We start from the raw sequence: 26,159 nt of genomic DNA on the forward strand, positions 1-26,159 counted from the left end.
AAAAGCCTTCAATTTATGAAGGCTTTTTGACTGAAAGTTAAACTTCTTTCAAATTATTGCTGTGACAGCATGAAATGGATGGGTGACAAAATTTCAGCTTCAAGTGCAATTTTGATAATTGGGTCTGGATAAACACCAATCACCAATACCGCTAAAGCTGCAGCCAATACCATAATACCGCCCACTTTTTGACCCCAATGATCGACAGCATCCATTTTTGGTTCGTCAGGCGGTGTCATATACATCACCACCATAACGCGCAAGTAGTAGTACAAACCAATACCTGAACCCACGATGATCATCGCAGCTAAGAACCAGTGCTGAGTCGTTACCGCAGCCATCACCACCAAGAACTTACCAATGAAGCCTGCAGTTAATGGAATACCTGCAAGAGAAAGCATCATCACGGTTAATACAGCAGTCAATACTGGACGACGCCAGAACAAACCACGGTAGTCAGCCAAACTTTCAGCTTCTGCTACGTTGTTGTATGGGCTAGACATTAATGCCACTGCACCAAACGCGCCAATAGTCGTCAAGACATAGGTAATCACATAAACGCTGACATTACCCAAGCTTGCATAAGTCATGCTGATCAAACCAATCAACAAATAACCAAAGTGTGCAATTGATGAGTAAGCCAAAATACGTTTCAAGTTCACTTGACGTACAGCAAGGAAGTTACCCACCAAAATTGAAAGCACGGCAATAATGGTCATGATAGTTACAATCGAGTCGATCAGGATTGCCCCTGAACCCAAAATGTAACGCACGAACAAACCAATGGTTGCTACTTTCGCTGCAGTCGCAAGGAAGGTTGCGATTGGTGCAGGCGCACCGTCATAAACGTCTGGTGTCCATTTGTGGAATGGCGCCAAAGACAGTTTAAATGCCACAGCAAAGACAATTAAGCCTAAACCTAAAATTACCAAAGGTTGCTGGATGTTTTGCATTAATGCTTGAACAGAGTCATAGAACGACAATGAACCTGTGTACGCATAAATGTACGCCATACCCATAAGCAACATTGCTGATGCAGTTGCAGACAATACTAAGTACTTCACACCCGCTTCTAAAGATTTAGAACGCTGGTGGGTATATGCCAATAAGCCATAAACAGGAATTGACATTAATTCAAGGCTAATGAAGAACGATGCATAGTGCGAACTTGACACCATCAACATAGCGCCCGCCACTGAACACAACATTAAGATGTAGAGTTCTTCGCGGTTGTCTTTATACGTTTCAATATACGCATGTGACAAAGTAGAACATGCTAATGCAGCGATCAGAATCACCAGTTGATATAACAAGGTGAACGGATCAATCATAAACATGCCCATCACGCTGGCAGGAGCAAAATTCCCGCCAAACATCATGAGTAAAAGGTAAGCAGCAGCGAGGTTCAAGCCCACCACTGATGCTGTAGCAATTAAGTTATGGTTACGCTTAATTGCAGTAAGGATCATCACGATAATCGCAGTTAAAGCCACGATCATCACAGGAGCTAAAGGCATAAGCTCAGAAAATGACATTGTGAAGTTCATGGCTTATTGGATCTCCACATTTTCGAGTTGAGTTGTTACTTCATGAGTAACTTCAACTACTTCTTGAACTGGGATGTAGCTATTCGCTAACCACGCCATACTTGAGTTTGAAATATCAAGGAAGGTTTGTGGATACAGACCAAGCCATACTAGACCCAGCGCACAGATTAAAAGAATCACAACTTCACGTGCATTTAAATCTTTTAACGGATTTGCATAGTGCTGTTTTTGCTCTTCATTTGGCACACCAAACAAAGCTTTGTGAATCAGGATTAAACCGTATACACCTGCAAAGACCAAGCTCACTGCCGCAATAATTGTGAAGGCTGGGAACTGCTCGAATGAACCCATGAGAATCAGGAATTCACCAATAAAGTTACCTAAACCAGGAATACCAACTAACGCTGCCACAAAGAACATAAGGAAGAATGAAAGGTATTGGAATTGACCACGGATACCGCCCATTAAACGCATGTCACGTGTGTGTACGCGCTCATAAATTTGGCCACACATAATGAACAATGCTGCAGATGACAAGCCATGTGCTAACATCATGATCATTAAGCCTTGGTAAGTCAGGATATTACCTGCATAAATTGCAAGTAATACGAAGCCCATGTGCGAAATAGAGGTATAAGCTAGTAAACGCTTCATGTCGGTTTGCTGGAAAGCACACCACGCACCGTAGAACACACCAATTAAACCCAAAATAATGGCAATGTCTGCAAATTGAGCAGATGCCGCTGGGAAGAATGGAATCACGAAACGTAGTAAACCGTATGCTGCAGTTTTAATCAAAATACCTGCAAGGTCGACAGAACCCGCTGTAGGCGCTTGTGCGTGTGCATCTGGTAACCAACCGTGTAATGGGAAAACTGGAAGTTTTACCGCAAAACCGATGAATAAACAGATCATGAAAGCATAAGCGACTGCTGGTAACTGCGCATCAAGTGTGTTCGCCACAGCCAATAAATAGTTGTAGTTGAACGAAATTGTACCTGACATCATGTATCCGTAGATCACTAGACCTAAGATACCAATCAACATGATTAAACCAGCAACTTGCGTATAGATAAAGAATTTGGTTGCAGCGTAAACACGTGAACGACCGTTTGAACCTTTATGACCCCATAACGCAATCAGGAAGTAGATTGGTACAAGCATCATCTCCCAGAAGAAGAAGAACAGGAACAAGTCAATCGCAAGGAATACACCAATTACCCCACCCAAAGACCATAAAAGGTTAAGGTGGAAGAAACCGACGTTCTTTTGAATCTCACCAAATGAACAGCCTACCGCTAAAATACCCAGTAATGCAGTTAAACCCACCATGAGTAAAGATAAGCCATCCACCGCTAAGTGAATGTTGATGCCTAGGGTTTGAATCCAAGGCAACATAAATTCAGCCGACCAAGTTGGAACTTGAGCGCCTAATTCGTAGTTATAGCTGGCACCTTGCCACAATGCGATAGTTAAGCCCAAAGTTACGAGCATACCCACTAAAGCAATGTAACGCGGTAATTTATCGTCGAGTTTATCGACCAACCAGCAAATAAAACCTGCAATGAACGGAACAAGGATCAGCGCGGGTAGAATTAAATTGTTTGGAGCGTCCATCTTATTTCCCCACGACCTGAATCACGATCAAGATCATTAGTAAGACCACAACACCAAGTGCCATACTCGATGCGTACTCACGTAATGAACCTGTTTGACGTGAACTTGTGAAGCTATGACCACCTTTGACCAGTGCAGGCAGTACTAACCACATGCCATCAACTGGATCACGACCTAATAGTTTGGCAATCAGCAAGAATGGTTTTACAAATACGATGTCATACAACGCATCGAAACCAAGTGCATTACGGCAAATGTTGGCAAGGCCCGCACCCAATGAAGTTTGCGCAAAACCTTTTACAGCATTATAAGCAAAGGCAAATAACACCACGCCTACGGCTAAACCAGCCAAAGCCACACCAATTGCAACATACTCTGCACCATGTGCACCTGCTTCCAAAGCTTCAGGAATCACAAATGCTGGGATTTTTGCAGCATCAAGAATGCTCATGACTGGCGCTTTTAATACAATCGCTAAACCAGTTGAAAGTACTGCAAGTACAGCCAATGGGAACCAGTAAGTTGCGCCTTTGATTTCGTGATACGGTGTGTTTTCTTTACCAAAGAATACAACCCAAATTAAACGGAATGTATAAATTGAAGTTAAGAATGCACCAGCTACACCTACCCAATACAAGGTGTTATATAACGGAATACCTGCGATATGACTTTGCGTCCAAACTGCTGCCAAAATAGCGTCTTTTGAGAAGAAACCAATGGTCAAGAATGGAATCGCTGCCAATGCACCGCCACCAATTGCGAAACATGCAAATAGGAATTTGTTCTTGTAGAACAAGCCGCCCATTTTGAAAATGTTTTGTTCGTGATGGTAAGCCAAAATCACCGCACCAGAAGACAAGAATAATAATGCCTTGAAGAATGCGTGAGTTAGCATATGGAATAGACCAGCCTGATACGCTTCAGCACCTACCGCCATAAACATATAACCGAGCTGACTCATAGTTGAGTAAGCCAAAATACGTTTGATGTCGGTTTGAACCAATGCAGCAAAACCAGCAACTAGTAAGGTCACCGCACCTGTAATAGAAATGAACAACATCACTTCTGGTGCTAGTTCAAATACGCTGAACATACGACAGCATAAGTAAACACCTGCAGTTACCATTGTTGCAGCGTGGATCAATGCAGATACAGGTGTTGGACCTGCCATCGCGTCAGCTAACCAAGTTTGCAATGGAATTTGTGCAGATTTACCCGCAGCACCTAAGAACAACATTAACGCTGTCCAAATGGTGATGGATGAGCTTTGAGTCATTACATTGGCTGCATTTTCTACGATGTATTGCGTATTCAAGGTGCCGAATTGTTGATACAGCAAGAACAATGCAATCAGTAAGAAAACGTCACCCACACGTGTTACGGTAAATGCTTTGATTGCCGCAAAACCATTTGCAGGGTTTTGGTAGTAATAACCAATCAGCAAGTAAGAGCACAGACCTACACCTTCCCAACCTAAGAACAATAACGCTAAGTTATCGCCTAAAACCAACAGCAACATGCTCGCAACGAACAGGTTGAAGTAAGAGAAGAAACGTGCAAAGTCTTCTTCACCACGCATGTACCATGAGGCAAAGATGTGAATTAAGAAACCCACACCCGTAATCATGCCAAGCATGAGTAAAGATAAACCATCTAGGTGCAAACTAATTGCTGGCGCAAAACCACCTACATTGAACCAAGTCCATAAATGTTGAGTCGTTGCAACCGAACCGTTGTTCACAAAGTCCATGCCTGCAATTAGCGCAAATAATGCAGACAGACCCACTGAACCTACGCCAATAATCGCAGCAACTTTTTCAGGTAAGTTGTTACGCCCTGCCGCTAAAAGGATAAAACCAATGAGCGGAAACAATACTGTTAGATATAAATAACTCATCCGCGCATCTCACTAGCAGCATCCACATCCAAATGATGGAAGCGATGATAGAACTGAAGGACGATCGCAAGACCGATACACGCCTCTGCCGCAGCAAGTGTCAAGATCAGGATAAACATGATCTGACCATCTGGTTGTACCCATGCACTACCAGCCAAGACAAACGCCAATGCCGCAGCGTTCATCATGATTTCAAGGCCCATTAAAATAAATAGTAGGTTGCGTCGCACCATCACACCGTAAAAACCGAGTGCAAAAAGAATGGTCGCGACAATCAAACCATGTTCTAAAGGGATGTTGCCCATTATTCTTTTTCCTCTTCTGCACTTGGTTCACGTTTACCGATGTGGAAGCCTGCAACCAAAGCTGCAAGTAATAACATTGCGGCAACTTCAACCAACAATAAGTACTGAGTAAAGAGTGCTTGACCCACTGCTTTTGGACCCACCATTTCGGTGCCCATAAGCGCGCTTGGTGCAGTGTAGTCTGAGCTTAATGACCACACTAAAACCAAACCAATTAGGAAGCTCATCAAAGCTGGGTATGCCCAAGTTGATGAAGTCAACCATTTACGCTCTTGCACAACAGTTTGCTGACCAAGGTTCAGCATCATCACCACGAATACGAACAAGACCATGATCGCACCCGCATAAACAATGATTTCCAAGGCACCAGCAAATGGTGCACCCACGATCATGAACATGCCTGCAACTGCAAGCAATGACACGATCAAGCTTAATAAAGCATGTACTGGGTTCGCGTTAGTGACTACACGAACCGTAGAGACAATGGCCACGAGTGCCATCAAATAAAACGGCCACATCATGGTAATAGACTCCGTACATCAACAGGTGCGCTTTCACGTTGCGCTTGACCTTTGTCTTTACCTGTAACAGCCATACCCGTTACACGGTAGAAGTTGTAGTCAGGATATTTACCAGGACCTGAAATGAGTAAGTTTTCTTTCTCATAGACCAAGTCTTGACGCACATATTCACCTAACTCGAAGTCAGGCGTTAATTGAATTGCAGTCGTTGGACATGCTTCTTCACACATACCGCAGAAAATACAGCGTGAGAAGTTGATACGGAAAAACTCCGGATACCAACGACCATCTTCCTGTTCTGCTTTTTGTAGTGAAATACAACCCACTGGGCATGCAACTGCACAGAGGTTACATGCAACACAACGCTCTTCGCCATCTGGATCGCGTGTTAACACAATACGACCACGGAAGCGTGGAGGTACAATTTCTTCGGCTGGTACTTCCGGATACAAAATGGTGTCACGTTTACGTGTCACGTGCGAGAAAACCATCCACAGTGAACGTACAATTGACCCAAACCCAGCTAGAAACTTAAACATATTGTTCTCCCTGCTGTCTTAGGCCGAATGATTCATAAGAATCACAGCACCAGTTACCAAAAGGTTAACAAGCGCCAATGGCAAGCAAATTTTCCAACCAAAGTTCATCACTTGGTCATAACGTGGACGCATTAAAGAACCACGTGCCAAGACAAACATCATTACAAAGAATGCTGTTTTGATAATGAACCAGAAAGCTGCTGGAATGAATGGAATTTCAAGGTTAAACGGCGCAAGCCATCCACCGAAGAATAAAGTCACGATAAGCGCAGAGATCAGTACCACGTTGACATATTCTGCAACGAAGAACATACCCCACTTCATACCGCCATATTCGACGTGATAACCTTCAGCCAATTCTTGTTCTGCTTCTGGTTGGTCAAATGGGTGACGGTGAGTTACCGCAACGCCTGCAACCACGAAAATCAAGAAACCTAAGAATTGTGGAATCACAAACCAAACATCACGTTGCGCTTCAACAATTTCACGCATGTTGAATGAGCCTGCAATAGCAACCACACCCATGAGTGAAATACCCAAGAACACTTCATAAGAAATGGTTTGAGCGGCTGAACGTAAACCACCAAGCAATGCGTATTTGTTGTTTGATGACCAACCACCAAATAACACCGCATACACTGCGATACCTGCCATTGCCATAAAGAACAACAGGCCAATGCTCATGTCTGCCACACCTAAATAAGGTGATACAGGAATAACCATGAACGACAGTACCGCAGTTGCCATTGCAACTGCTGGTGCCATACGGAACGTAAGTTTGTCGGCAAATTTTGGTGTCCAGTCTTCTTTGAACATGATTTTCAGCATGTCGGCAACAATCTGGAACATACCGCCTGGACCTACACGGTTCGGACCATAACGGTCTTGCCATAAGCCCAGTAAACGACGCTCAACAAAAGACATGAGTGCAGCAATCAATACCACAACCAGTAAGATGACAATCGCTTGAATGACTGAATAGGCAATTGGCCAGTTCTCAGCCCACAGCGGCGTCTGACGGATTAATTCTTGTTGCATGAATTACACTCCTACCGCGACTGAAACAGGCTCTGCAAGAGATACCGTTGGTGCAAGACCAATTGGGTAGCCAATATAACCTGTAGGTAAATATTCAATCACTTGTACTGGCAACACGATAGATGTTTCGCCTGCTTGTACAGTAATTGTTTGACCATCTTGTAGATTCAAACGCTGCGCATCCTGCGTACCTACAGCAAATACTGCTTCAGGAATACGTGATTCCATTGCAGGTGTTTTCACCGTAAATTCACCCGATGCAAAAATGTGATGCATTGGAATTAAACGGAAGCTGTCTGGATTTGCAAGTACTGGTGCAGGTGCAACATAGCTACGTGCAGGACGTTTCGCCAAACGGTCGAATAAACGAATACCTGCGTCACCACCTTTTAAGTGACCACCCACGTTGTCTTGGAATTTGTTCCAAGCTTGTGGCGAGTTCCAACCTGCAGACCAAGCAAATGGTACAAGTGCCGATGGTGTTTGGTTACCAACATAACCTTCCATAGAGAAAGTTAATGCAGAATCGACATCGGTCGGTTGTTTTGGTTCGTGAATGGATAACGGTGCACGCATAGCGGTACGACCTGAGTAACGACGTGGTTCACGCGCAACTTTTAAGCCATGTACACGGAAACCTGCATCTGGTGCAACATCTTGAATTGCTTCAAGTGCTGGAACATTCTTCACTACAGATTCAATCACGTCATCTAAAACAGTCCAAGCAATTGCTTTGCCTTTTAAGCCTGTTTCAAGTGCGTGTAACCAGCGCCAAGATTCTTTAATCGCCAATTCAGGTTTGTAGTAGCTTGGGTCATAAACTTGGAAGAAGCGTTGTGCACGACCTTCCTGACTCACCACCGTACCATCACCTTCCGCGAAGCTTGCTGCAGAAAGTACGATATTGGCTTTTTGCACAGTTGCGGTTTCAGCATGATCTAGCACGATGACATCTTGTGCTTTCGCTAAAGCTGCATCGACTTGTACTGCAGGTAAACGACGATATAAGTCATTTTCAACCACAATCACAGCATCGTAATCTTGCGCAAATGCTTGCTCTAAGCTTTGACCACCAAAAATAGCCAAGCCCATTGAGTTCACTTCTGGCACAGTTAAGCTTAAACCTGCGTTTTCACCCAAGTTTTGTGCCACTTGTGCAGCCGCTTCCATAATGGCAGCGTCTAGTAAGCTTGTACCTGAAATCACCAATGGTTTTTTCGCAGCTTTTAACGTGTCAGCAATGGTTTGTGCAAATGCTTTCGCATCGTCATCTAAACCAGTGATTACATCGCCTGCTACTGCAGCTGCAATCGCAAAACCTAAACGTGCGATGTCGTTTGGAGATGCAACCACTTCACCTGTTGCGACATCGGCTAAACGCGTTTGCGTTGCAGCCAAAATGTAAATTGGTGATTTTGCATCTTGTGCGATACGTTGCACAGGTTCAGCCAACCAGTCTGGGGTACGACGCTCTGCAGCCATTTCTTTGGCTTTGTTTTTCGCCGCTTGGCGAACAGACAAGGCCATACGTGGTGCAGTTTGGGTTAAATCTTCACCCAAAATTAACACAGCATCGTAATCTTCAATTTCACGCATACCTGGGTTGTAAATACCTTCGGTTTGCATGATTGAAGCTGCAAGCTCTACCAAGTTTTGCTCTTTTTGCGATAAGCCTGTTGAGTAGTTGTCTTGACCCACTAACTCACGCAAAGCAAAGTTTGATTCAAGCGATGCACGTGGCGAACCAATACCCAAAACTTTTTTGCCTTGAACTTTGGCAATAATCGTATCAAGTGCAGTATCTACAGAAACGGTTTCTACACTCGCACCATTACGGAACTGTGGCTGACGTGGACGATCTTCACGGTTCACATAACCTGTACCGAAACGACCTTTGTCGCACAGGAAGTATTGGTTAACTTCACCGTTAAAGCGGTTTTCTACACGACGTAATTCGCCATAACGCTCACCTGGAGAAATGTTACAGCCAGAAGAACAGCCTTGGCATACGCTTGGCGCATACTGCATGTCCCACTTACGGTTATAACGTGCAGAGTGCGTTTTGTCGGTAAATACACCTGTTGGACATACTTCAGTCAAGTTACCAGAGAATTCAGATTCCAAAGTACCTGATTCAGGACGACCAAAGTAAACACGTGATGCGTTGGCATAAACGCCAAAGTCTGTACCACCTGCATAGTCTTTGTAGTAACGCACACAACGATAACATGCGATACAACGGTTCATTTCATGTGCAATGAACGAACCTAGCTCTTGGTTATAGTGCGTACGTTTGGTGAAGCGGTAACGACGACGGTCATGCTGCGTCATTACAGTCATATCTTGTAAATGACAGTGACCACCTTCTTCACAGACTGGACAGTCGTGCGGGTGGTTCGTCATCAAGAACTCTACAATTGAAGCACGGAACTCAGTCGCTTCCTTGTCTTCAATTGAGATATAGGTATTGTCAGCAGCAGGTGTCATACATGACATCACCAAGCGACCACGAGTATCTTCAGGGTTCGCATATTGGGTCACGGCACATTGACGGCAAGAACCGACAGAACCTAAGGATGGATGCCAACAAAAGTACGGAATGTCGATCCCAAGGCTCAAACATGCTTGCAGCAAGTTTTCCGAGCCATTGACTTCGTACGATTTTCCATCGACATGAATTGTAGCCATAGTCGAATTCCTTAAGCTTGTTCTACGTTGCTAGCTTGAGCAGCAGGACGGCTATTTGCCACTTTTGCTTCAAACTCGCTACGGAAATATTTGAGTGCGCCCATTAATGGCTCCATCGCACCTGGTGCGTGAGCACAGAAGGTCTTACCAATCCACAATTTTTTGGTGAGTTCTTGAAGATGTTGAATGTCTTCTTCTTTCCCCTCGCCATTTTCAATTGCTTTGAGTGCTTTTACAGCCCACGGTAAGCCATCGCGACATGGGGTACAGAAACCACATGATTCGCGCGCAAAGAATTCTTCTAAGTTACGGGTTGCAGAAACCATACATTGGGTTTCATCGACCACCATAAGCAAACACGTACCTAAACGTGAACCTGCTTTCATGATGCTTTCTGCATCCATTGGCAAGTCAATGTGTTCTGCCGCCAAGAAGTCAGTAGATGCACCACCTGGTAACCATGCTTTTAGCTTCAAGCCATCACGCATGCCACCCGCATAGTCTTCAATTACTTCACGTGCAGTCGTACCAAATGGAAGCTCCCATAGACCTGGGAATTTCACCTTACCAGAAGCACCGTAAATTTTTGTGCCAGGGTCTTTCGATTTACCTGCAGATAAACCGATATACCACTCTGCACCACGCAACATGATTGCAGGTAAGTTGTTATAGGTTTCTACGTTGTTGACAATTGTTGGACGACCCCATGCCCCTGCAACTTGCGGGAATGGTGGTTTAGTACGAGGGTTTGCACGACGACCTTCAAGCGAGTTAATCAATGCAGTTTCTTCACCACATATATAACGACCTGCGCCTGTGTGCACGTATAACTCAAAGCCCCAACCTGTACCTAAAATGTTTTCGCCCAAATAACCTTTGGCACGAATTTGCTCAATTGCTTCATTTAAGTACTGTGCAGCTTCGATGTATTCGCCACGAATAAAGATATAGCCGTGGGTTGCTTCAAGCGTGTACGCAGCAATCAGCATACCTTCAATCAGTTGGTGTGGAAGTTTTTCCATCAACAAACGGTCTTTGAAAGTACCCGGTTCCATCTCATCGGCATTACAAATCAGGTAACGTGGACCTGAATTGTCGTTTGGTGCCATCAGTGACCATTTGATCCCTGCTGGGAAGCCTGCACCACCACGACCTTTCACTGTCGCAGCTTTAATGACTTCAAGCACATCTTTAGGCGGCATAGAAATCGCTTTCTTAAAGCCTGCATAGCCTTCTAGTGCTTCGTAATCATCTGCATTACGCACGTGCTCTTGCTTGCTTAAACGCCAAGTTAATGGATGCGTTTCTGGGTTACCGTCACCATAAATTGGTCTTGGTTCGGTATTCATACATACTTCTCCAATAACTGTTGCACCGATGTCACCTCAACTAAACCGTGAGTATCTTCATCAATCATCAAGGTTGGACCCTTATCGCAATTTCCTAAACAGCAAATTGGCAATAACGTGAAACGACCATCTGCAGTCGTTTGACCAAACTGAATGCCTAATTCACGCTGGAATGCTTCTGCAAGTGTTTCTGCACCCATCAAAAAGCATGCAATCGAGTCACACAATAAAATCACGTGACGACCTACAGGCTGGCGATAAATACGGTTATAGAATGTTGCGACACCTTCTAAATCAGCAACGCTGATGGTTAGAAGCTGTGCAATCGCATTTAACTGCGCATCATCTACCCAGCCATTACGGCGCTGTACACACTTCAAGGCATCTAAAGATGCTGCACGTGGGTACGGATAATGACCAATGTGATGTTCAATTTCATGGATTTCTTCCGCAGTCAAAATCCCTTCAACATTCACACGTGGCTTTTTATCAGTCAAAATCATCATAATGCGTTTACCCCTTAGCGATCCACGTCTGCCATTACGACGTCAATGGTCGCTAAATAAATGATTAAGTCAGATACCAGACTGCCGTTAATCACAGAAGGCATTTGCTGTAAATGCGTGAAAGTTGGTGTACGAATACGGGTACGGTAACTCATCGTCGACTTATCTGAAGTCAAGTAATAGTTAGATGCACCTTTCACCACTTCTGCCATTACAGATGCTTCACCAGCAGGCATTACAGGACCCCAAGACACGCTTAAGAAGTGTGTAATCAAGGTTTCAATATCTTGTAATGTCTTGTCTTTTGGTGGTGGAACAGCCAATGGATGATCCGCTTTATATGGACCAGAAGGCATGTTATCTAGACATTGTTTGATGATTTTCAATGACTCTTCGATTTCACGGAAGTGTACCAATACACGTGCGTAAGCATCGCCTTCGTACTCTACTGGCACGTCAAAGTCATAGTTTTCATAACCACTGTATGGACGGTATTTACGCACATCAAAGTCGATACCTGTTGCACGTAGACCAGTACCTGTTACACCCCACGCCAAAGCAGATTTCGCATCATACTGTGCAACGCCTTGCGTACGACCCATGAATACAGAGTTGCGTAATGCCGCAGTGTAGTATTCGTTCATACGCTTTGGCATCCACTCCAAGATTTCACGAATCAGGTGCTGCCAGTTGTTTGGTAGGTCGTGTGCGGTACCACCAATACGGAACCATGCTGGGTGCATACGGTAACCCGTAATGGCTTCAATCGCATCGTAGATTTTTTGACGGTCTGCGAACATATAGAATACAGGGGTCATACCGCCCGCATCCTGAATTGCAGTACCAATGAACAATAAGTGGTTATTGATACGGAATAATTCCGACATCATGACACGAATACATTGTGCGCGGTCTGGCACCGTAATGCCTGCCAGTTGTTCCACACCCATTACATACGGCATGTTTTGGGCACAACCACCTAAGTAGTCCACACGGTCAGTATACGGAATGAATGAATGCCAAGTTTGACGTTCAGCCATCTTTTCCACACCACGGTGGTGATAGCCGATATCTGGCACACAGTCTTTCACTTCTTCACCATCCAACTGCAAAATTACACGGAACGCACCGTGCGCAGATGGGTGGTTAGGACCCAAGTTCAGGAACATGAAGTCTTCGTCTTTATTACCGCGCTTTAAGCCCCAATCTTCAGGCACAAAGCGAAGGTGTTCTTGCTCGAAGTCTTGTTTGGCTTGGTTCTGCATATACGGTGTATATTCCGTTGCACGTGCAGAATACTCTTTGCGTAACGGATGACCTTCCCAATATGTTGGCAACAAGATACGACGAAGCATTGGATGCCCTTCGAAGTTGATACCAAACATATCGTAAGCTTCACGCTCGTACCAGTTGGCATTTGGCCAAATGTTGGTTGCTGTTGGAATGTTGAGATCACTCTCATTCAACGCAACTTTAATACGAATGTCCGTGTTACGCTCAAGCGATAACAAGTGATAGAACACAGTAAAGTCAGACGCAGGTAGACCGTCGCGGTGAGTACGTAAACGCTCATCTACCGCAGACAAGTCGAACAACATCACGTATGGACGTGACACTGTACGCAAGAACATTAAAACTTCTTGTACACGTGCGCGCTCAACCCAGACTGTTGGAAAATCTTCAAAAGTCGTTTGCACGTAGAAGTTCTCACCAAATTTGGTTTTAAGCTCTTCTACAATTGCAAATGCTGGGCGTGAATCAACTGCTGTCGATTCTGGCATAGCAATGTCAGTTTCAGCCATTGGCTTGGCTTCCTATTTAATACAAATTCAGTCAACCTAAACGACAACTACACCCTTCGGGTGCATCAATATTTGTACGTTTAAATTATTTAATTTCATCCATAGAGCGTAAGTTTTTCACCGCAATACGCTGTGCATTCTTACGGTCACGTTCTGGCATCATCTTCGGCTTATACACTGGCTTAAGATCATCACCAATCACCGCAGACAACGGACGACGCTCTAATTGAATTTGGTCTTGTAATAACATTAATGCTTGAATTAATGCTTCAGGACGTGGTGGGCAACCTGGAATGTACACATCCACAGGAATGATTTTATCCACACCTTGTACAACTGAATAAATGTCGTACATACCACCTGAGTTTGCGCATGCGCCCATTGAGATAACCCATTTAGGCTCAAGCATTTGCTCGTACAAACGCTGAATTACAGGTGCCATTTTTACGAAACACGTACCTGCAACAATCATCAAGTCTGCCTGACGCGGTGAAGCACGAATAACCTCGGCACCAAAACGTGACAAGTCATGCACACCTGTTAAGGTCGTTGCATACTCTACGTAGCAGCATGATGTACCAAAGTTAAACGGCCAAACTGAGTTCTTACGCCCCCAGTTTACTGCTGTATGTGCCAAGTCCTCTAAACGAGTCATGAACACATTTTTATTCACTTCTTCTTCAAGCGGATCGGTTACGATCTGACGCTCTTGAAGTGGATATTGATCAGCATCGGGATTCGCACGGGTTAAGGTATATTTCATCCCGAGTTACTCCTTGTCAGATGAGGTAGTCGCAGATTTTTTTACACGACCAGAGGATTGAGCTGGAATTTGACCGGTAGGGTCCGTTACCAATTCTTCAATTGAGTTAAAGCGTGTGATTTCTGCAAGATCCATATTTGGCGAACCAATTTTAGGTTTAATCCCTGCTGCTTTACGCTTATCAGATGGAGCCCAGTTCAGCGCACCAGTTGATAATTCATAAATTAAGCCAACGAGTAAAACTAAAATAAATACAGCAGCCGTTGCAAAGCCCACCCAACCTACTTCACGAACAGAAGCTGCCCATGCGTATAGATAAAGTGCTTCTAAGTCGAAAACAACGAAGAAAATTGCAACCAAATAGAACTTTGCAGATAAGCGGATACGTGCTCCACCAGCACCTACAACACCCGACTCAAACTGCTCTTGCTTCGCACGCCCCCATGATTTACCCCCAAGGAGTAAAGGAACGGTTAGCATAAAGACGCATAAAAATGTAACGCCGATCACGAAGGCAATAATTGCCCATTCGTATGGAGTAATGGCACTCATGCGGGGATAACTCCTGGCAGGCCTATTTATTAACAAAGAATGTATGTATTGGCCTTCAAATACACCAAACACAAAATTAATCACGCCAATTGTACCTGATTTATGATTTCACTTGCTAGTTCATAAGTCTTAGTCTTTCGGATGATTTTTTATTCAAATACTTGATATTTTAGAATTCCACTACTCTGTAGGGCTATTAATCGCTTTAATGAATAGATAAACCATTTATGATTATTTTTTCCAAAACACCAACTGCGCTGTTCGTTACAAAGTTTTTTAATTTCTAAACAGATCATGGCAAATTTAGGTTTCAGCTTAGTGCACAGCATCAAATTCTTTGTGTAGTTTTTGCAACTTCAGCCCAGAGTTTCTTTAATTTTTAGCCTAGAGTGTGTTATTCCTATGAAGCATTAAAAATTTGAATAATAAGGAGTAAACACATGAGCTTAGACTATACCCACAAACCGAATTACTTTATGTTTGCGCAATTATTTATTCGTCATTTACAAAATTATTTTGAAAAGCATCCCGATGCACAAAATGCAATTTTTGACCTACGCGATGTTTATGAGTTATTTCGTCAAGACAAGGCTTCTGCCACCATTAATTTAGACGGCATTATGAATATTGCAGATGAATACCGAATAGAAACTTTACAGGGTGATCAAAAATTGATTAGTCGCTATGCGATTGATCCACAAAACAACTCTCTTTTGGTCGATTTTAACCGAGAGGCTTTAGATAGCTTAAAGCAAGGCAAAACAATTCTTGCTCCGGATGCAACACTTCAGGAATAAAAAGCAAAAAAAGGAGTGAAATTTTAAACCGGTAAATATTTTAAAATAGACTTACTCCAAAGCAACAACATAAAAAAGCGAGCAAATGCTCGCTTTTATTTTTTTGGCACACCGCCAATTTACTTCAATTAAAAATCACTATATTTAAAGGTATCAGTAAACCTAAAGCATCAATTAGCTTTTACGTGACAGTAAAAATTCTGAAATTTTCTGTAGCTCTGTTGCTGCAGCAGTATCAAAAAAAGCCAACGCAGCAAAAGCCTGATCATGTAACTGTTGAGCGTAAGTTTGTGCCTGCTCTAGCCCCATCAATGCAGGATAAGTGGATTTTTCCACCTGCTCATCTTTGCCTGCGGTTTTACCGAGCACTTCAGTCTCTGAAATAATATCCAAAATATCATCTTGTACCTGAAAGGCTAGACCAATCGCTTGTGCATATTCACGCAGTTGTGGAATGGCTTTATCTCGTCCATCAAACACGGTCACAGCAGCCATCATCACTGCAGCAGAAATCAAGGCACCTGTTTTATTACGATGGATACTTTCCAAAGTCGCCTGATCGACTTGTTTGCCTTCAGATTGTAAATCCATAACCTGACCACACACCATTTTTGATGATGCTGTAGCTAAAATTTGAATCTGCTTGAGTACAATCCCTTGATCTACCGCAGCAGACTGATCAAACAAACGACTGCCTAAAATTTCAAATGCCATCGATTGTAAAATATCACCTGCCAACAACGCTGTATCTTCACCATAAGCTGCATGACAGGTTGGCTGCCCACGACGCAACAAGTCATTATCCATACACGGCAAATCGTCATGCGCCAGTGAATAACAATGAATCAGCTCAATTGCAACTGCAGCACGGCGTACTGCTGCATAATTCTGATTAGGTCTTAACGCAGCTGTGGCATAACACAAAGCAGGACGCACACGCTTACCACCCAACATGACGGCATGATGCACAGCAGACTTTAACGGTTCTGGCAATGCAAAAGCCTCTAAAGCGGTAAGCAAGTCTTGCTGAATACGTTGTTGGGCTGCGGTTAATGCATGCGCCTGTAAATCGTGAAGTGATGACACATTCGCCTCGAGTTGTTGGTTCATGTCTAATAAGCAGTAAGCTGCCTGTGTTGCAGCATTGTACCTGTAATTCAAAGTTTTTTAAGCCTTAACTGAACTGATATAACATTTCAGCCATAAATAAGCCCCTATCGAAATAGAGGCTGTATTTAGTTAATTAGGGTCTGTTGACACTTCATCTATGTTTGCGACAACGCATATTTTTTAGCTGATATAAGGCATGGGACAGGAAATTTAGTCATTCTAAATGACTGGCACATAACGCAATAGCAGCAAAAAATATGCTTGTCCTGAAAGGCTGTGGCTAAAACTTTCTCAGATTGCGTTATGAAACTTGGCAATAGACCCACTATTCCCTGCGTTTCATGCCTGATCTGCTCAGTTTTAGCCTACAGCGCAAGCCATTTATGAAATGTCAACAAACCCCAAATCTGTTCGAAGCAAAACTTATTCTAATGTTTCCGCAGGTACACGCACCCAACCTTCCATTAATACACGTGCACTACGGCTCATCACAGCTTTTTTGACTTGCCATTGTCCATTTTCCTGCACGGCTTGCGCACCTACACGAAGCGTACCTGATGGATGTCCAAAACGTACAGCTTCACGCTCACCCCCGCCCGCAGCCAAGTTGACCAATGTTCCCGGAATGGCTGCAGCTGTACCAATCGCGACTGCTGCTGTACCCATCATGGCATGGTGTAATTTACCCATCGACAATGCACGTACCAATAAATCAGTATCTTCAGCCTGAATTTGTTTACCACTTGAAGATACATAACTTTTTGGCGCAGAAACAAAGGCAATTTTTGGCGTATGTTGGCGTTTTTCAGCTTCAGCAATTTCCTGAATCAAACCCATTTGTTTAGCACCATAAGCGCGAATGGTTTCAAAACGTGCCAAAGCTTGTGCATCGCCATTGATTGCATCTTGCAGTTCTGTGCCTGTATAACCAATTTCTTCTGCATTTAGGAAAATTGTGGGAATACCCGCATTAATAAAGGTTGCTTGGAATGTTCCAATATCTGGCACATGCAAAGTATCCACCACATTTCCAGTGGGGAACATTGCCCCACCTTCTTCGCCATCATCGGCAGGGTCTAAGAATTCAATTTGTACTTCTGCGGCAGGAAAAGTCACGCCATCCAACTCAAAATCACCCGTTTCCTGCACCTGACCATGCGTCATTGGAACATGCGCAATAATGGTTTTTTCAATATTTTTCTGCCAAATACGTACGGTACAAATGCCATTTTCTGGAATTTTACTGGCATCAACCAAGCCATTGCTGATCGCAAATGCACCGACTGCAGCCGTTAAGTTACCGCAGTTGCCACTCCAATCTACAAATGGCTGATCAATCGAAACTTGCCCAAACAAATAATCGACATCGTGATCGGGTTGAGTGCTTTTGGCTAAAATTACGGTTTTACTGGTACTCGAGCTTGCACCACCCATTCCATCAATTTGTTTGGCATAAGGGTCTGGACTGCCAATCACACGTAATAAAATTTGATCTCTAATTTTGCCTGGCTGCTGTGCCGCTGCAGGTAAATCATCAAGTTTAAAAAATACACCTTTACTGGTACCGCCACGCATATATGTTGCTGGAATTTTAACTTGTGGTGCAAAACGCATGAATTTTATTCCCTTGTTTTTTGATTGTTATGGCCATATAAAAAGACCCTTTTGCATCATAACGGTTTTTATTCAAAAGGTATCGCGGTCTTGACTTAAGTATAAAAAAACAACATTTGGTAAATTTTACCCTAACCACTCATCTTGATTTATAAGGCAAAAATAAAATTAATATATTGATTCACTTATCTTTTATACAAATAAAAACCATAAAATATTTTAATATTTATCATAAATTTATTTCATTATTGTCTAGCTACTAGGCTAATGAAATTTGATCTATTACAATCTTGTCACTTTTTCCTTGTCGGGCTGAATACTTTGAACAACGAGTCTTCACAACTTCAGCGTGGCTTAAAGAACCGCCATATTCAATTGATTGCCATGGGTGGAGCAATTGGTACAGGCTTATTCTTAGGTTCCGCGCAGGTCATCCAATCTGCTGGCCCTTCTATTATTTTGGGTTACGCCATTGGTGGTCTTATTGCATTTTTAATTATGCGCCAATTGGGGGAAATGATTGTTCATGAGCCCGTTGCAGGATCATTCAGTCACTTTGCCTATAAATATGCAGGTAAATTCCCTGGCTTTTTAGCAGGTTGGAACTACTGGATTTTGTATATTTTGGTGGCAATGGCAGAACTCACCGCAGTTGCCAAATATATTAACTACTGGTGGCCGCATATTCCTGCTTGGACTTCGGCACTGTTCTTTTTCATTGTGATTACCATTATTAACTTGGGCAATGTAAAGTTCTATGGTGAGTCAGAATTCTGGCTAGCAATCATTAAAGTCGCTGCTGTGGTTTCGATGATTGTGTTTGGTTTATATCTCTTACTTTCTGCAGATGCCAATTCAACCGCATCATTCAGCAACCTTTGGGCGCATGGGGGGTTCTTCCCGAATGGCTTTGAAGGTCTGTTCTTCATGCTTGCATTCCTCATGTTTGCCTTTGGCGGCATTGAGTTGATTGGTATGGCTGCCGCAGAAGCGCAAGATCCTGAAAAAACCATTCCTAAAGCCATTAACCAAGTGGTGTTCCGTATTCTAATTTTCTATATCGGTTCACTCACCATTCTATTGTCTTTAGTGCCTTGGAATCAGTTAGATTTAGGTGGTTTAGATAAAAGTCCATTCGTAATGATTTTTAGTCAAATGGGCATTGAATGGGCAGCGCACTTACTGAATTTCGTGATTTTGACTGCGGCACTTTCTGTGTATAACAGTGGGATGTATGCCAACAGCCGTATGCTGTTTGGTTTGGCCAAACAAGGTAACGCACCAAAAATTTTCCTAAAAGTGAATAAACAAGGTGTGCCAATTCCAGCAGTATTATTCTCTGCGGTATTAATTTTCGGCTGTGTATTATTGAACTACTTTGTACCCGAAGAAGCTTTAAGCCACCTCATGTATATTGTTGTGGGTGCATTGGTTTTAAACTGGGCGATGATCAGTTTGACTCACCTTAAATTTACCAGCACACTGAAAAAATTAGCGATTCCAACTAAGTTCCCTGCGCTTTGGTCACCATTTAGCAACTATTTGGTTTTAGCGTTTATTGCAGTGGTACTTTATATTATGTGGACACAAGGCTTTAAAGAATCAGTCATTATGATTCCTGTATGGGTGGTCTTGATGTACATTTTATTTAGAGTGCTTAATGCGAAAAAACCTTAATTTGCATAGTACGCATAGTACAGATTTCTAAAAATTAAAAAGTTATTGCTTCGGCAGTAACTTTTTGCTTTTAAGCCCCCCTTTTAATAGCCCATAAATAAAGTGCTGCACTTAAAATAATTTAAATTCCAACCCATTCTTTTCAGTTGATATTTCAACTTTTTTGTAGCAAAAGCTACATCATTTACATTCTAAATGATAAAAAGACTCTACATGAGAAGAATTCTTAGTTATCATTTGAGCACAAAATTTGTCGTGTGAATAAACTATGAATGCGTACGCTGCTCAACCTGCCAATGTCTTGACGATCCAACAGCTCAGTAAAAAGTTTGGTTCGCGTTTTGCAGTGCAACAAGCAACATGGTCAGCGATGAGTGGACAAATTGTGTGTTTATTAGGTCATTCAGGCTGCGGCAAAACCACAATGCTACGTCTGATTGCAGGCTTGGAAACACCAAGCAGCGGCACAATCCAACTGGAACAAAATACCTTGTGGAGTGAACATGCACAGATTCCTGCAGAAGCTCGCCATATTGGTTTAGTCTTTCAAGATTACGCACTTTTTCCGCATTTAAGTGTGTTAGACAATGTTATGTTTGGCTTAAAGAAATTTCCCAAAGCGCAGCGGGAAACTATTGCCAAACAAGCTTTAGCGCATGTTTCCATGTTGCATCATCAAGACAGCTATCCATATACACTTTCAGGCGGCGAACAACAACGCGTTGCCTTAGCACGTGCCTTAGCACCAGAACCACAAGTCTTGTTAATGGATGAACCTTTTTCAAATTTGGATCATCGTCTGCGTGATCAAATTCGTCAAAACACCATTCAACTGCTCAAGCAAACTGAAACGACTACGGTTATCGTGACACATGACCCAGAAGAAGCATTGCAAATTGCCGATCAAATTATTTTGATGCATCAAGGTCAAATTATTCAAATTGGTTCACCGAAACAACTTTATTTACAGCCTAAAACCTTGTTTGCTGCACGTTATTTTTCAGCATTGAATGAAATCCCAGTGCAAATCAATCACCAAGAAATTCATACCGTATTTGGCAAAATTGATTTACCAGAACATACCACCGCTCAAGATTCACTGGTTTGCTGCTTCCGTCCGCATCAATTGCGTGTCAGCCAAACACCAAGTGAAAATGCATTGCCAGCAAGCATTGTGTCATCAAGTTTTATGGGCCATGCGCAACAACTGCGTCTAAAACTACGCGATCACGATCTCACTCTTTTGGCGCAAGTCAGTCATCTTCAAGATATTCAGCCCGCTGAACAAGTCTATGTTTCTGTCAATTTAAACAGCTGTTATTTCTTGGCGTCTGATGAACAATCACCCACTGCTTCATCTTCTACTCAAGCTACTGTTCAGGTTTAAATTTTTAATTAGGAATACTGCATGAAACCACTGTCTAATTTATCATTGCTTGTTACAGGTTTACTTGCATTTGGTGCAAGTGTCGCACAAGCAGCGGAAGTCAATTTATACACCACGCGCGAACCTGTGCTGATTCAAACCTTATTAACCGAATTTACCCAAAAAACTGGGGTAAAAGTCAATACGGTTTTTATTAAAGATGGTTTATTGGAACGTGTAAAAGCAGAAGGTCGTCGTTCTCCTGCCGATGTGATGCTGACTGTAGATTTTGGCAATTTGGTTGATTTAGTAGAAAGTGGTTTAACCCAGCGCGTAAGTTCTAAAACCTTAAATAGCGCAATTCCTGCCAATTTACGAGCTGCAAATGGTCATTGGTATGCTTTGTCGATGCGTGCACGTGCAGTCTACGCCTCTAAAGACCGTACACCGCTTAATGCGATTACTTATGAAGATTTAGCCAATCCAAAATGGAAAAATAAAATCTGTATTCGTTCAGGCAACCATCCATATAACACTGCTTTAATTGCAGCGTATATTGCCCATCATGGTGAAAAACAAGCCGAAACTTGGTTGCGTGGCGTGAAAGCCAATTTAGCACGCCCAGCAAGTGGTGGTGACCGAGATGTGGCGCGTGATATTTTAGGTAAAATTTGTGATATTGGCGTTGCCAACACCTATTATGTCGGCACGATGCGTACAGGTGATGCGGAACAAAAGCGCTGGGGCAATGCCATTAACGTGGTACTTCCGCGTTTTAAAAATGGTGGAACGCATGTCAACGTATCGGGTGCAGTGGTTTCAAAACATGCACCAAACCGCAAAGAAGCCGTGCAACTGCTTGAGTTTTTAGCTTCAGATCATGCACAAGCCATCTACGCACAAAACGGCTTTGAATACCCAGTCAAACCTGGGGTAAAAATTGACCCTATTATTGCTAGCTTCGGTAAACTCAATATCGATTCGATTCGTTTAAGCGATATTGCACGTCACCGTAAAGCTGCAAACTTATTGGTCGATAAAGTCCAGTTTAACCGCTAAAATTTTCTGCTTTTATCTTACAGTGCAGCGCTTTGCACTGTAAGATGCTCAGCTGTTCCCTCCCCCTTATTTAGTACCTCTATTGCAATGCTTAAAAATAAATTTAATTTTTTATTTTCGCTCAGTGGGTTATTGACACTACTCGCCTGTTTACCTGTGCTCGCTTTAATTTGGACAGCATTACAAGGCGATAGTGAAATTTGGGGACATCTGCTGCGTTATGTGATTCCACACACGTTGGCAGAAACAGGGATTTTATTGTTGGGTGTGGGTATTCTCACCATCCTGATTGGTACAGGCAGCGCATGGATTGTAACAGCATATCAATTCCGAGGTCGTGCATTTTTAGATTGGGCCTTACTGCTACCTTTAGCCGTACCGACTTATATTATTGCGTATAGTTATATCGACATTTTGCATCCTATCGGCCCTGTACAAAGTATCCTGCGGGATGGGTTTAATTTAGAATTACAACAGTTTTGGTTTCCTAATATTCGTACTGTTTGGGGCGGCATCTTCTTGCTTAGCTTTGTGCTGTATCCGTATGTGTATTTAAGCACCCGTGCAATGTTTCTGATGCAATCGGCCAGTTTAATTGAGGTTGCTCGTTCATTAGGATTAAAACCCGATCAAGTGTTTTTACGTGTTGCAATTCCACTGGCACGTCCTGCAATTGCTGTGGGTACTAGTCTGGTTTTAATGGAAACCATTAATGATATTGGTGCAACAGAATTTTTAGGCATTAAAACCTTAACTTTGTCGATTTATTCAACCTGGACCAATCAGTCCGATTTAGCCAGTGCCGCACAAATTGCCATTTTCATGTTGATGATTATTACCTTATTGGTGTTAGTAGAGCGTTTAGGTCGGCGTAAACAGCGCTATATGAACTCGGCTCAACGCAGCCGTTTAATGCCTGCACAATCAGTCAAAGGTGTTAAAGCACTCGTATTATTGGGTTTAGGTTTAATTCCTGTCTGTATTGGCTTTTTAATTCCCACCAGTCATTTACTTGTAGAATCTTATAAACGTATTCAATATGCAGGGTTCTCAGATTATCTGATCCAAGCATCCATCAACACACTGACACTTGCTAGTATTGCCACCATCTTCACTATTTTGATTGGATTCTTCATTGTCAGTGCAGCACGTTTTAGTAAACACACTTGGTTTAGCCGCATTTCTAGCTTAGGCTATGCCATTCCAGGAACCGTTTTAGCCATTGGTCTCATGTTGGCTTTGGGCAAAATTGATCATGCCATTGCAGATTTTTTAGAATTTAAATTGGGGATACACACTGGTTTATTATTTCTCGGTACTAGTTTTACCCTTATTTATGCTTATGCTGTGCGTTTTTTAGCTATTTCAGTAGGTGGCATTGAGTCAGGCTATAACCGTATTCATGGTGTTTTTGATGATGCTGCACGCAATTTAGGGCAAAACAACTTTGCACTGTTGTGGCGTGTACACCTGCCATTATTACGCCCTGCTATTATTTCTGCAGCTTTATTAATTTTTGTAGATTGCATGAAAGAGCTACCTGCCACTTTGTTGCTCCGTCCCTTAAATATGGAAACACTCGCTACTCAGCTATATGCAGAAGCGTCTAGGGGCACTTATGAAGATGGCGCAGTAGCAGCTTTACTAATTGTATTGGTTGGGCTGATTCCTGTCATTCTTTTGGCAAAGCTTGGAAAAACCACACGTTAATGCACCCCATTTTGTTGCAAGATATGCCTTGCAACAAAATGAATTTTGATAAAAAGTATTTTTTTTAACCAATTAAAAACATTTAAACAATAGATTGATTTTTAAATTTTATTATTTAATTTCAATCACTAACAAACTAAAAACCCACACCAATTAGAACAAATACTCTATTCAGCGTGTTTTTTATACTGATTAGTTTTTTCTAGAGCATTTACTCTTATTTTAATTGTGATATTTTTGTCACATGGAGTAACAAATGGTCTCGGTTTGCACAAGTCGAAATCATCCTAAATGAAAGCTTAAAGCATCAACAAAAACTGTCATAAAAGACTTTATAGCCCAAGGGAAATGTATAATGAAATTAAAAGCACTTAGCACAGCAATGATTTTAGCAACTGTACCAATGACAGGTGCTTTTGCTGCAGCTCTAGATCGTTCTGGTCAATCTATGGCTGCGTTCTTACAACCGGGTAACTATTTTGAAGCAGGTATTTCTGTATTAGATCCGAGTGTTTCTGGTAATGTAAAAAGTGGCTATGTACCAGCAGGTGCACCTGCTGCTCTAGCTCCAGTATTTGGCTTAGAAAATACAAATGTTGGTGAAATGGCTGGTGACTACTATTTTCCTCATGCAGCTCTAAAACTTCAATTAACCGATAATTTTTCTTTCGGTTTAATTTACGATCAACCATTCGGTGCTAAAGCTGAATTTTCCGCTAATACCAAAACAACTCCACCAGCTGCGGTACTAGGTTCAATCAGTCCCGCTTTGGGTGCCTTTGGTGGTCAAGGAGCTTTTCACGATGGAACAGAAGGTTCTAAAGTTGAAGTTGATACTCAAAACCTCGCAATGGTTTTCGGTTTCCAACCAACTGAAAACTGGAATATCTATGGTGGTCCAGTGTATCAAACTGTAAAAGGTGACGTACAACTTCGTGGTTTAGCTTATGGTGGTTCAGCTACATTTGGTTCGTATAATGCTAATATGAAAGAAGATTCAGCAATTGGTTGGCTAGCTGGCTTTGCATATCAAATTCCTGAAATTGCGCTAAAAACTTCAGTAACCTATCGTTCTGAAGTTGAACATGAATCAAATACTAAAGAATCTTTTAAAACTGGTTTATTTGCAGGTTTAAATGCCGCACCAGATGCAAAAACAGAAATCACAACACCACAATCTGTTAACTTAGATTTCCAAACTGGTGTTATGGCAAATACTGTTGCTTTTGCTAATTTACGCTGGGTAAATTGGAAAGACTTCTCTATCCGCCCAGATAAATTTGGTAAAGCATCAGTTGTAGCTGGTCAAAACCCTGCTATTAATAAACCAACTGGTTTTGATATTGTTGGGTATACGGATGATCAGATATCTGCAACCGTTGGTGTTGGTCGAAAACTGAATGAGCAGTGGGCAGGTAATGTCTCTGTGGGTTGGGATTCTGGTGCAGGTGATCCTGTAACAACTCTTGGACCAACTGAAGGTTATTGGAACGTAGGCTTAGGTGTTCAATACTCACCTGCAGCTAACTACTTTATTGCGGGTGGTGTAAAGTACTTCATGCTTGGTGATGCTAAAGCTCAATCAGGTGCACAATTTGGAACGAATGAATATGTTGCAAATTTTGAAGACAACGATGCTTGGGCATACGGCTTAAAAATCGGTTACCGCTTCTAATCTATTGCTTTTCAAAGGAGCCACCCT

At 42.6% G+C, this 26,159-nt stretch carries 21 protein-coding genes; 6 read left to right on the forward strand and 15 right to left on the reverse strand.

Annotated elements, in window-relative coordinates:
* Window positions 1-53 precede the first annotated feature (53 nt).
* The 13 genes from nuoN to ndhC all read right to left on the reverse strand — a co-directional run bounded on the left by nuoN (window position 54) and on the right by ndhC (window position 15,124).
* Window positions 54-1,547, reverse strand: a complete 1,494-nt coding sequence (gene nuoN, locus FTV43_RS02720; RefSeq protein WP_179989664.1) for an NADH-quinone oxidoreductase subunit NuoN — start codon at window positions 1,545-1,547, stop codon at window positions 54-56.
* Window positions 1,548-1,550: 3 nt separating this feature from the next.
* Window positions 1,551-3,164, reverse strand: a complete 1,614-nt coding sequence (nuoM, locus tag FTV43_RS02725; protein ID WP_179994812.1) for an NADH-quinone oxidoreductase subunit M — start codon at window positions 3,162-3,164, stop codon at window positions 1,551-1,553.
* A gap of 1 nt (window position 3,165) precedes the next feature.
* Window positions 3,166-5,061 (reverse strand): NADH-quinone oxidoreductase subunit L, encoded by a 1,896-nt coding sequence (gene nuoL, locus FTV43_RS02730; protein WP_168461369.1) that lies wholly within the window; start codon window positions 5,059-5,061, stop codon window positions 3,166-3,168.
* On the reverse strand, window positions 5,058-5,366 hold the full coding sequence (nuoK, locus tag FTV43_RS02735; protein WP_004975463.1) for an NADH-quinone oxidoreductase subunit NuoK: 309 nt from the start codon (window positions 5,364-5,366) through the stop codon (window positions 5,058-5,060). Before nuoK ends, nuoL begins: the two co-directional genes overlap by 4 nt.
* The gene (gene nuoJ, locus FTV43_RS02740) at window positions 5,366-5,884 is read right to left on the reverse strand and encodes an NADH-quinone oxidoreductase subunit J (RefSeq protein WP_179994872.1); all 519 of its coding nucleotides are present in this window, start codon (window positions 5,882-5,884) and stop codon (window positions 5,366-5,368) included. The genes nuoK and nuoJ overlap by 1 nt, the downstream gene beginning before the upstream one ends.
* Window positions 5,884-6,426, reverse strand: a complete 543-nt coding sequence (nuoI, locus tag FTV43_RS02745) for an NADH-quinone oxidoreductase subunit NuoI (protein ID WP_104852362.1) — start codon at window positions 6,424-6,426, stop codon at window positions 5,884-5,886. The genes nuoJ and nuoI overlap by 1 nt, the downstream gene beginning before the upstream one ends.
* An 18-nt stretch (window positions 6,427-6,444) precedes the next feature.
* Complete coding sequence (gene nuoH, locus FTV43_RS02750) at window positions 6,445-7,464, reverse strand: NADH-quinone oxidoreductase subunit NuoH (protein WP_179994813.1); 1,020 nt, start codon at window positions 7,462-7,464, stop codon at window positions 6,445-6,447.
* Between the two features lie 3 nt (window positions 7,465-7,467).
* Window positions 7,468-10,152 (reverse strand): NADH-quinone oxidoreductase subunit NuoG, encoded by a 2,685-nt coding sequence (gene nuoG / locus FTV43_RS02755; RefSeq protein ID WP_179994814.1) that lies wholly within the window; start codon window positions 10,150-10,152, stop codon window positions 7,468-7,470.
* An 11-nt stretch (window positions 10,153-10,163) separates the two neighbouring features.
* Complete coding sequence (nuoF, locus tag FTV43_RS02760; protein WP_104852364.1) at window positions 10,164-11,501, reverse strand: NADH-quinone oxidoreductase subunit NuoF; 1,338 nt, start codon at window positions 11,499-11,501, stop codon at window positions 10,164-10,166.
* Window positions 11,498-12,007, reverse strand: coding sequence for an NADH-quinone oxidoreductase subunit NuoE (gene nuoE, locus FTV43_RS02765; RefSeq protein WP_004975451.1), 510 nt, complete (start codon window positions 12,005-12,007; stop codon window positions 11,498-11,500). The genes nuoF and nuoE overlap by 4 nt, the downstream gene beginning before the upstream one ends.
* Before the next feature lie 14 nt (window positions 12,008-12,021).
* The gene (gene nuoC / locus FTV43_RS02770; protein WP_070155070.1) at window positions 12,022-13,809 is read right to left on the reverse strand and encodes an NADH-quinone oxidoreductase subunit C/D; all 1,788 of its coding nucleotides are present in this window, start codon (window positions 13,807-13,809) and stop codon (window positions 12,022-12,024) included.
* Between the two features lie 85 nt (window positions 13,810-13,894).
* On the reverse strand, window positions 13,895-14,572 hold the full coding sequence (locus tag FTV43_RS02775; protein ID WP_004975447.1) for an NADH-quinone oxidoreductase subunit B family protein: 678 nt from the start codon (window positions 14,570-14,572) through the stop codon (window positions 13,895-13,897).
* 6 nt (window positions 14,573-14,578) lie between these two features.
* Entirely contained in the window at window positions 14,579-15,124 is a 546-nt protein-coding gene (ndhC, locus tag FTV43_RS02780) for an NADH-quinone oxidoreductase subunit A (protein WP_004975445.1), read from the reverse strand.
* Window positions 15,125-15,564: 440 nt separating this feature from the next.
* On the opposite strand from ndhC, the gene FTV43_RS02785 reads away from it, so the two are divergent.
* Window positions 15,565-15,921 (forward strand): hypothetical protein, encoded by a 357-nt coding sequence (locus FTV43_RS02785; RefSeq protein ID WP_154320444.1) that lies wholly within the window; start codon window positions 15,565-15,567, stop codon window positions 15,919-15,921.
* Window positions 15,922-16,095: 174 nt separating this feature from the next.
* On the opposite strand, the gene FTV43_RS02790 is transcribed toward FTV43_RS02785, so the two are convergent.
* Window positions 16,096-17,007, reverse strand: a complete 912-nt coding sequence (locus FTV43_RS02790) for a polyprenyl synthetase family protein (RefSeq protein WP_368856082.1) — start codon at window positions 17,005-17,007, stop codon at window positions 16,096-16,098.
* A 447-nt stretch (window positions 17,008-17,454) separates the two neighbouring features.
* Entirely contained in the window at window positions 17,455-18,645 is a 1,191-nt protein-coding gene (gene prpF / locus FTV43_RS02795; RefSeq protein WP_131261531.1) for a 2-methylaconitate cis-trans isomerase PrpF, read from the reverse strand.
* Between the two features lie 321 nt (window positions 18,646-18,966).
* Here prpF and FTV43_RS02800 point away from each other — a divergent pair, with 321 nt between their 5' ends.
* The 5 genes from FTV43_RS02800 to FTV43_RS02820 all read left to right on the forward strand — a co-directional run bounded on the left by FTV43_RS02800 (window position 18,967) and on the right by FTV43_RS02820 (window position 26,132).
* On the forward strand, window positions 18,967-20,322 hold the full coding sequence (locus FTV43_RS02800; RefSeq protein ID WP_171287414.1) for an amino acid permease: 1,356 nt from the start codon (window positions 18,967-18,969) through the stop codon (window positions 20,320-20,322).
* A gap of 268 nt (window positions 20,323-20,590) precedes the next feature.
* Window positions 20,591-21,709 (forward strand): ABC transporter ATP-binding protein, encoded by a 1,119-nt coding sequence (locus FTV43_RS02805; RefSeq protein ID WP_179994816.1) that lies wholly within the window; start codon window positions 20,591-20,593, stop codon window positions 21,707-21,709.
* A 21-nt stretch (window positions 21,710-21,730) separates the two neighbouring features.
* The gene (locus FTV43_RS02810; RefSeq protein WP_136143844.1) at window positions 21,731-22,747 is read left to right on the forward strand and encodes an extracellular solute-binding protein; all 1,017 of its coding nucleotides are present in this window, start codon (window positions 21,731-21,733) and stop codon (window positions 22,745-22,747) included.
* Between the two features lie 87 nt (window positions 22,748-22,834).
* On the forward strand, window positions 22,835-24,457 hold the full coding sequence (locus FTV43_RS02815) for an iron ABC transporter permease (protein ID WP_179994817.1): 1,623 nt from the start codon (window positions 22,835-22,837) through the stop codon (window positions 24,455-24,457).
* A 355-nt stretch (window positions 24,458-24,812) separates the two neighbouring features.
* Entirely contained in the window at window positions 24,813-26,132 is a 1,320-nt protein-coding gene (locus FTV43_RS02820) for an OmpP1/FadL family transporter (RefSeq protein WP_179988602.1), read from the forward strand.
* The last annotated feature ends 27 nt before the right edge of the window (window positions 26,133-26,159 follow it).

The organism is Acinetobacter sp. YH16053 (assembly GCF_013417035.1).
Taxonomy (GTDB): Bacteria; Pseudomonadota; Gammaproteobacteria; order Pseudomonadales; family Moraxellaceae; genus Acinetobacter; species Acinetobacter towneri.

Bases quoted from the DNA above. Each gene is read 5' to 3' on its own strand.
- FTV43_RS02775 (WP_004975447.1), bottom strand. From the start codon at position 14,572: ATGAAATATACCTTAACCCGTGCGAATCCCGATGCTGATCAATATCCA.
- FTV43_RS02785 (WP_154320444.1), top strand. From the start codon at position 15,565: ATGAGCTTAGACTATACCCACAAACCGAATTACTTTATGTTTGCGCAA.
- nuoH (WP_179994813.1), bottom strand. From the start codon at position 7,464: ATGCAACAAGAATTAATCCGTCAGACGCCGCTGTGGGCTGAGAACTGG.
- FTV43_RS02810 (WP_136143844.1), top strand. From the start codon at position 21,731: ATGAAACCACTGTCTAATTTATCATTGCTTGTTACAGGTTTACTTGCA.
- FTV43_RS02820 (WP_179988602.1), top strand. From the start codon at position 24,813: ATGAAATTAAAAGCACTTAGCACAGCAATGATTTTAGCAACTGTACCA.
- nuoK (WP_004975463.1), bottom strand. From the start codon at position 5,366: ATGGGCAACATCCCTTTAGAACATGGTTTGATTGTCGCGACCATTCTT.
- prpF (WP_131261531.1), bottom strand. From the start codon at position 18,645: ATGCGTTTTGCACCACAAGTTAAAATTCCAGCAACATATATGCGTGGC.
- nuoE (WP_004975451.1), bottom strand. From the start codon at position 12,007: ATGATGATTTTGACTGATAAAAAGCCACGTGTGAATGTTGAAGGGATT.
- FTV43_RS02815 (WP_179994817.1), top strand. From the start codon at position 22,835: ATGCTTAAAAATAAATTTAATTTTTTATTTTCGCTCAGTGGGTTATTG.
- nuoC (WP_070155070.1), bottom strand. From the start codon at position 13,809: ATGGCTGAAACTGACATTGCTATGCCAGAATCGACAGCAGTTGATTCA.
- nuoL (WP_168461369.1), bottom strand. From the start codon at position 5,061: ATGAGTTATTTATATCTAACAGTATTGTTTCCGCTCATTGGTTTTATC.
- nuoI (WP_104852362.1), bottom strand. From the start codon at position 6,426: ATGTTTAAGTTTCTAGCTGGGTTTGGGTCAATTGTACGTTCACTGTGG.
- nuoJ (WP_179994872.1), bottom strand. From the start codon at position 5,884: ATGTGGCCGTTTTATTTGATGGCACTCGTGGCCATTGTCTCTACGGTT.
- nuoM (WP_179994812.1), bottom strand. From the start codon at position 3,164: ATGGACGCTCCAAACAATTTAATTCTACCCGCGCTGATCCTTGTTCCG.
- nuoG (WP_179994814.1), bottom strand. From the start codon at position 10,152: ATGGCTACAATTCATGTCGATGGAAAATCGTACGAAGTCAATGGCTCG.
- nuoN (WP_179989664.1), bottom strand. From the start codon at position 1,547: ATGAACTTCACAATGTCATTTTCTGAGCTTATGCCTTTAGCTCCTGTG.
- ndhC (WP_004975445.1), bottom strand. From the start codon at position 15,124: ATGAGTGCCATTACTCCATACGAATGGGCAATTATTGCCTTCGTGATC.
- FTV43_RS02805 (WP_179994816.1), top strand. From the start codon at position 20,591: ATGAATGCGTACGCTGCTCAACCTGCCAATGTCTTGACGATCCAACAG.
- nuoF (WP_104852364.1), bottom strand. From the start codon at position 11,501: ATGAATACCGAACCAAGACCAATTTATGGTGACGGTAACCCAGAAACG.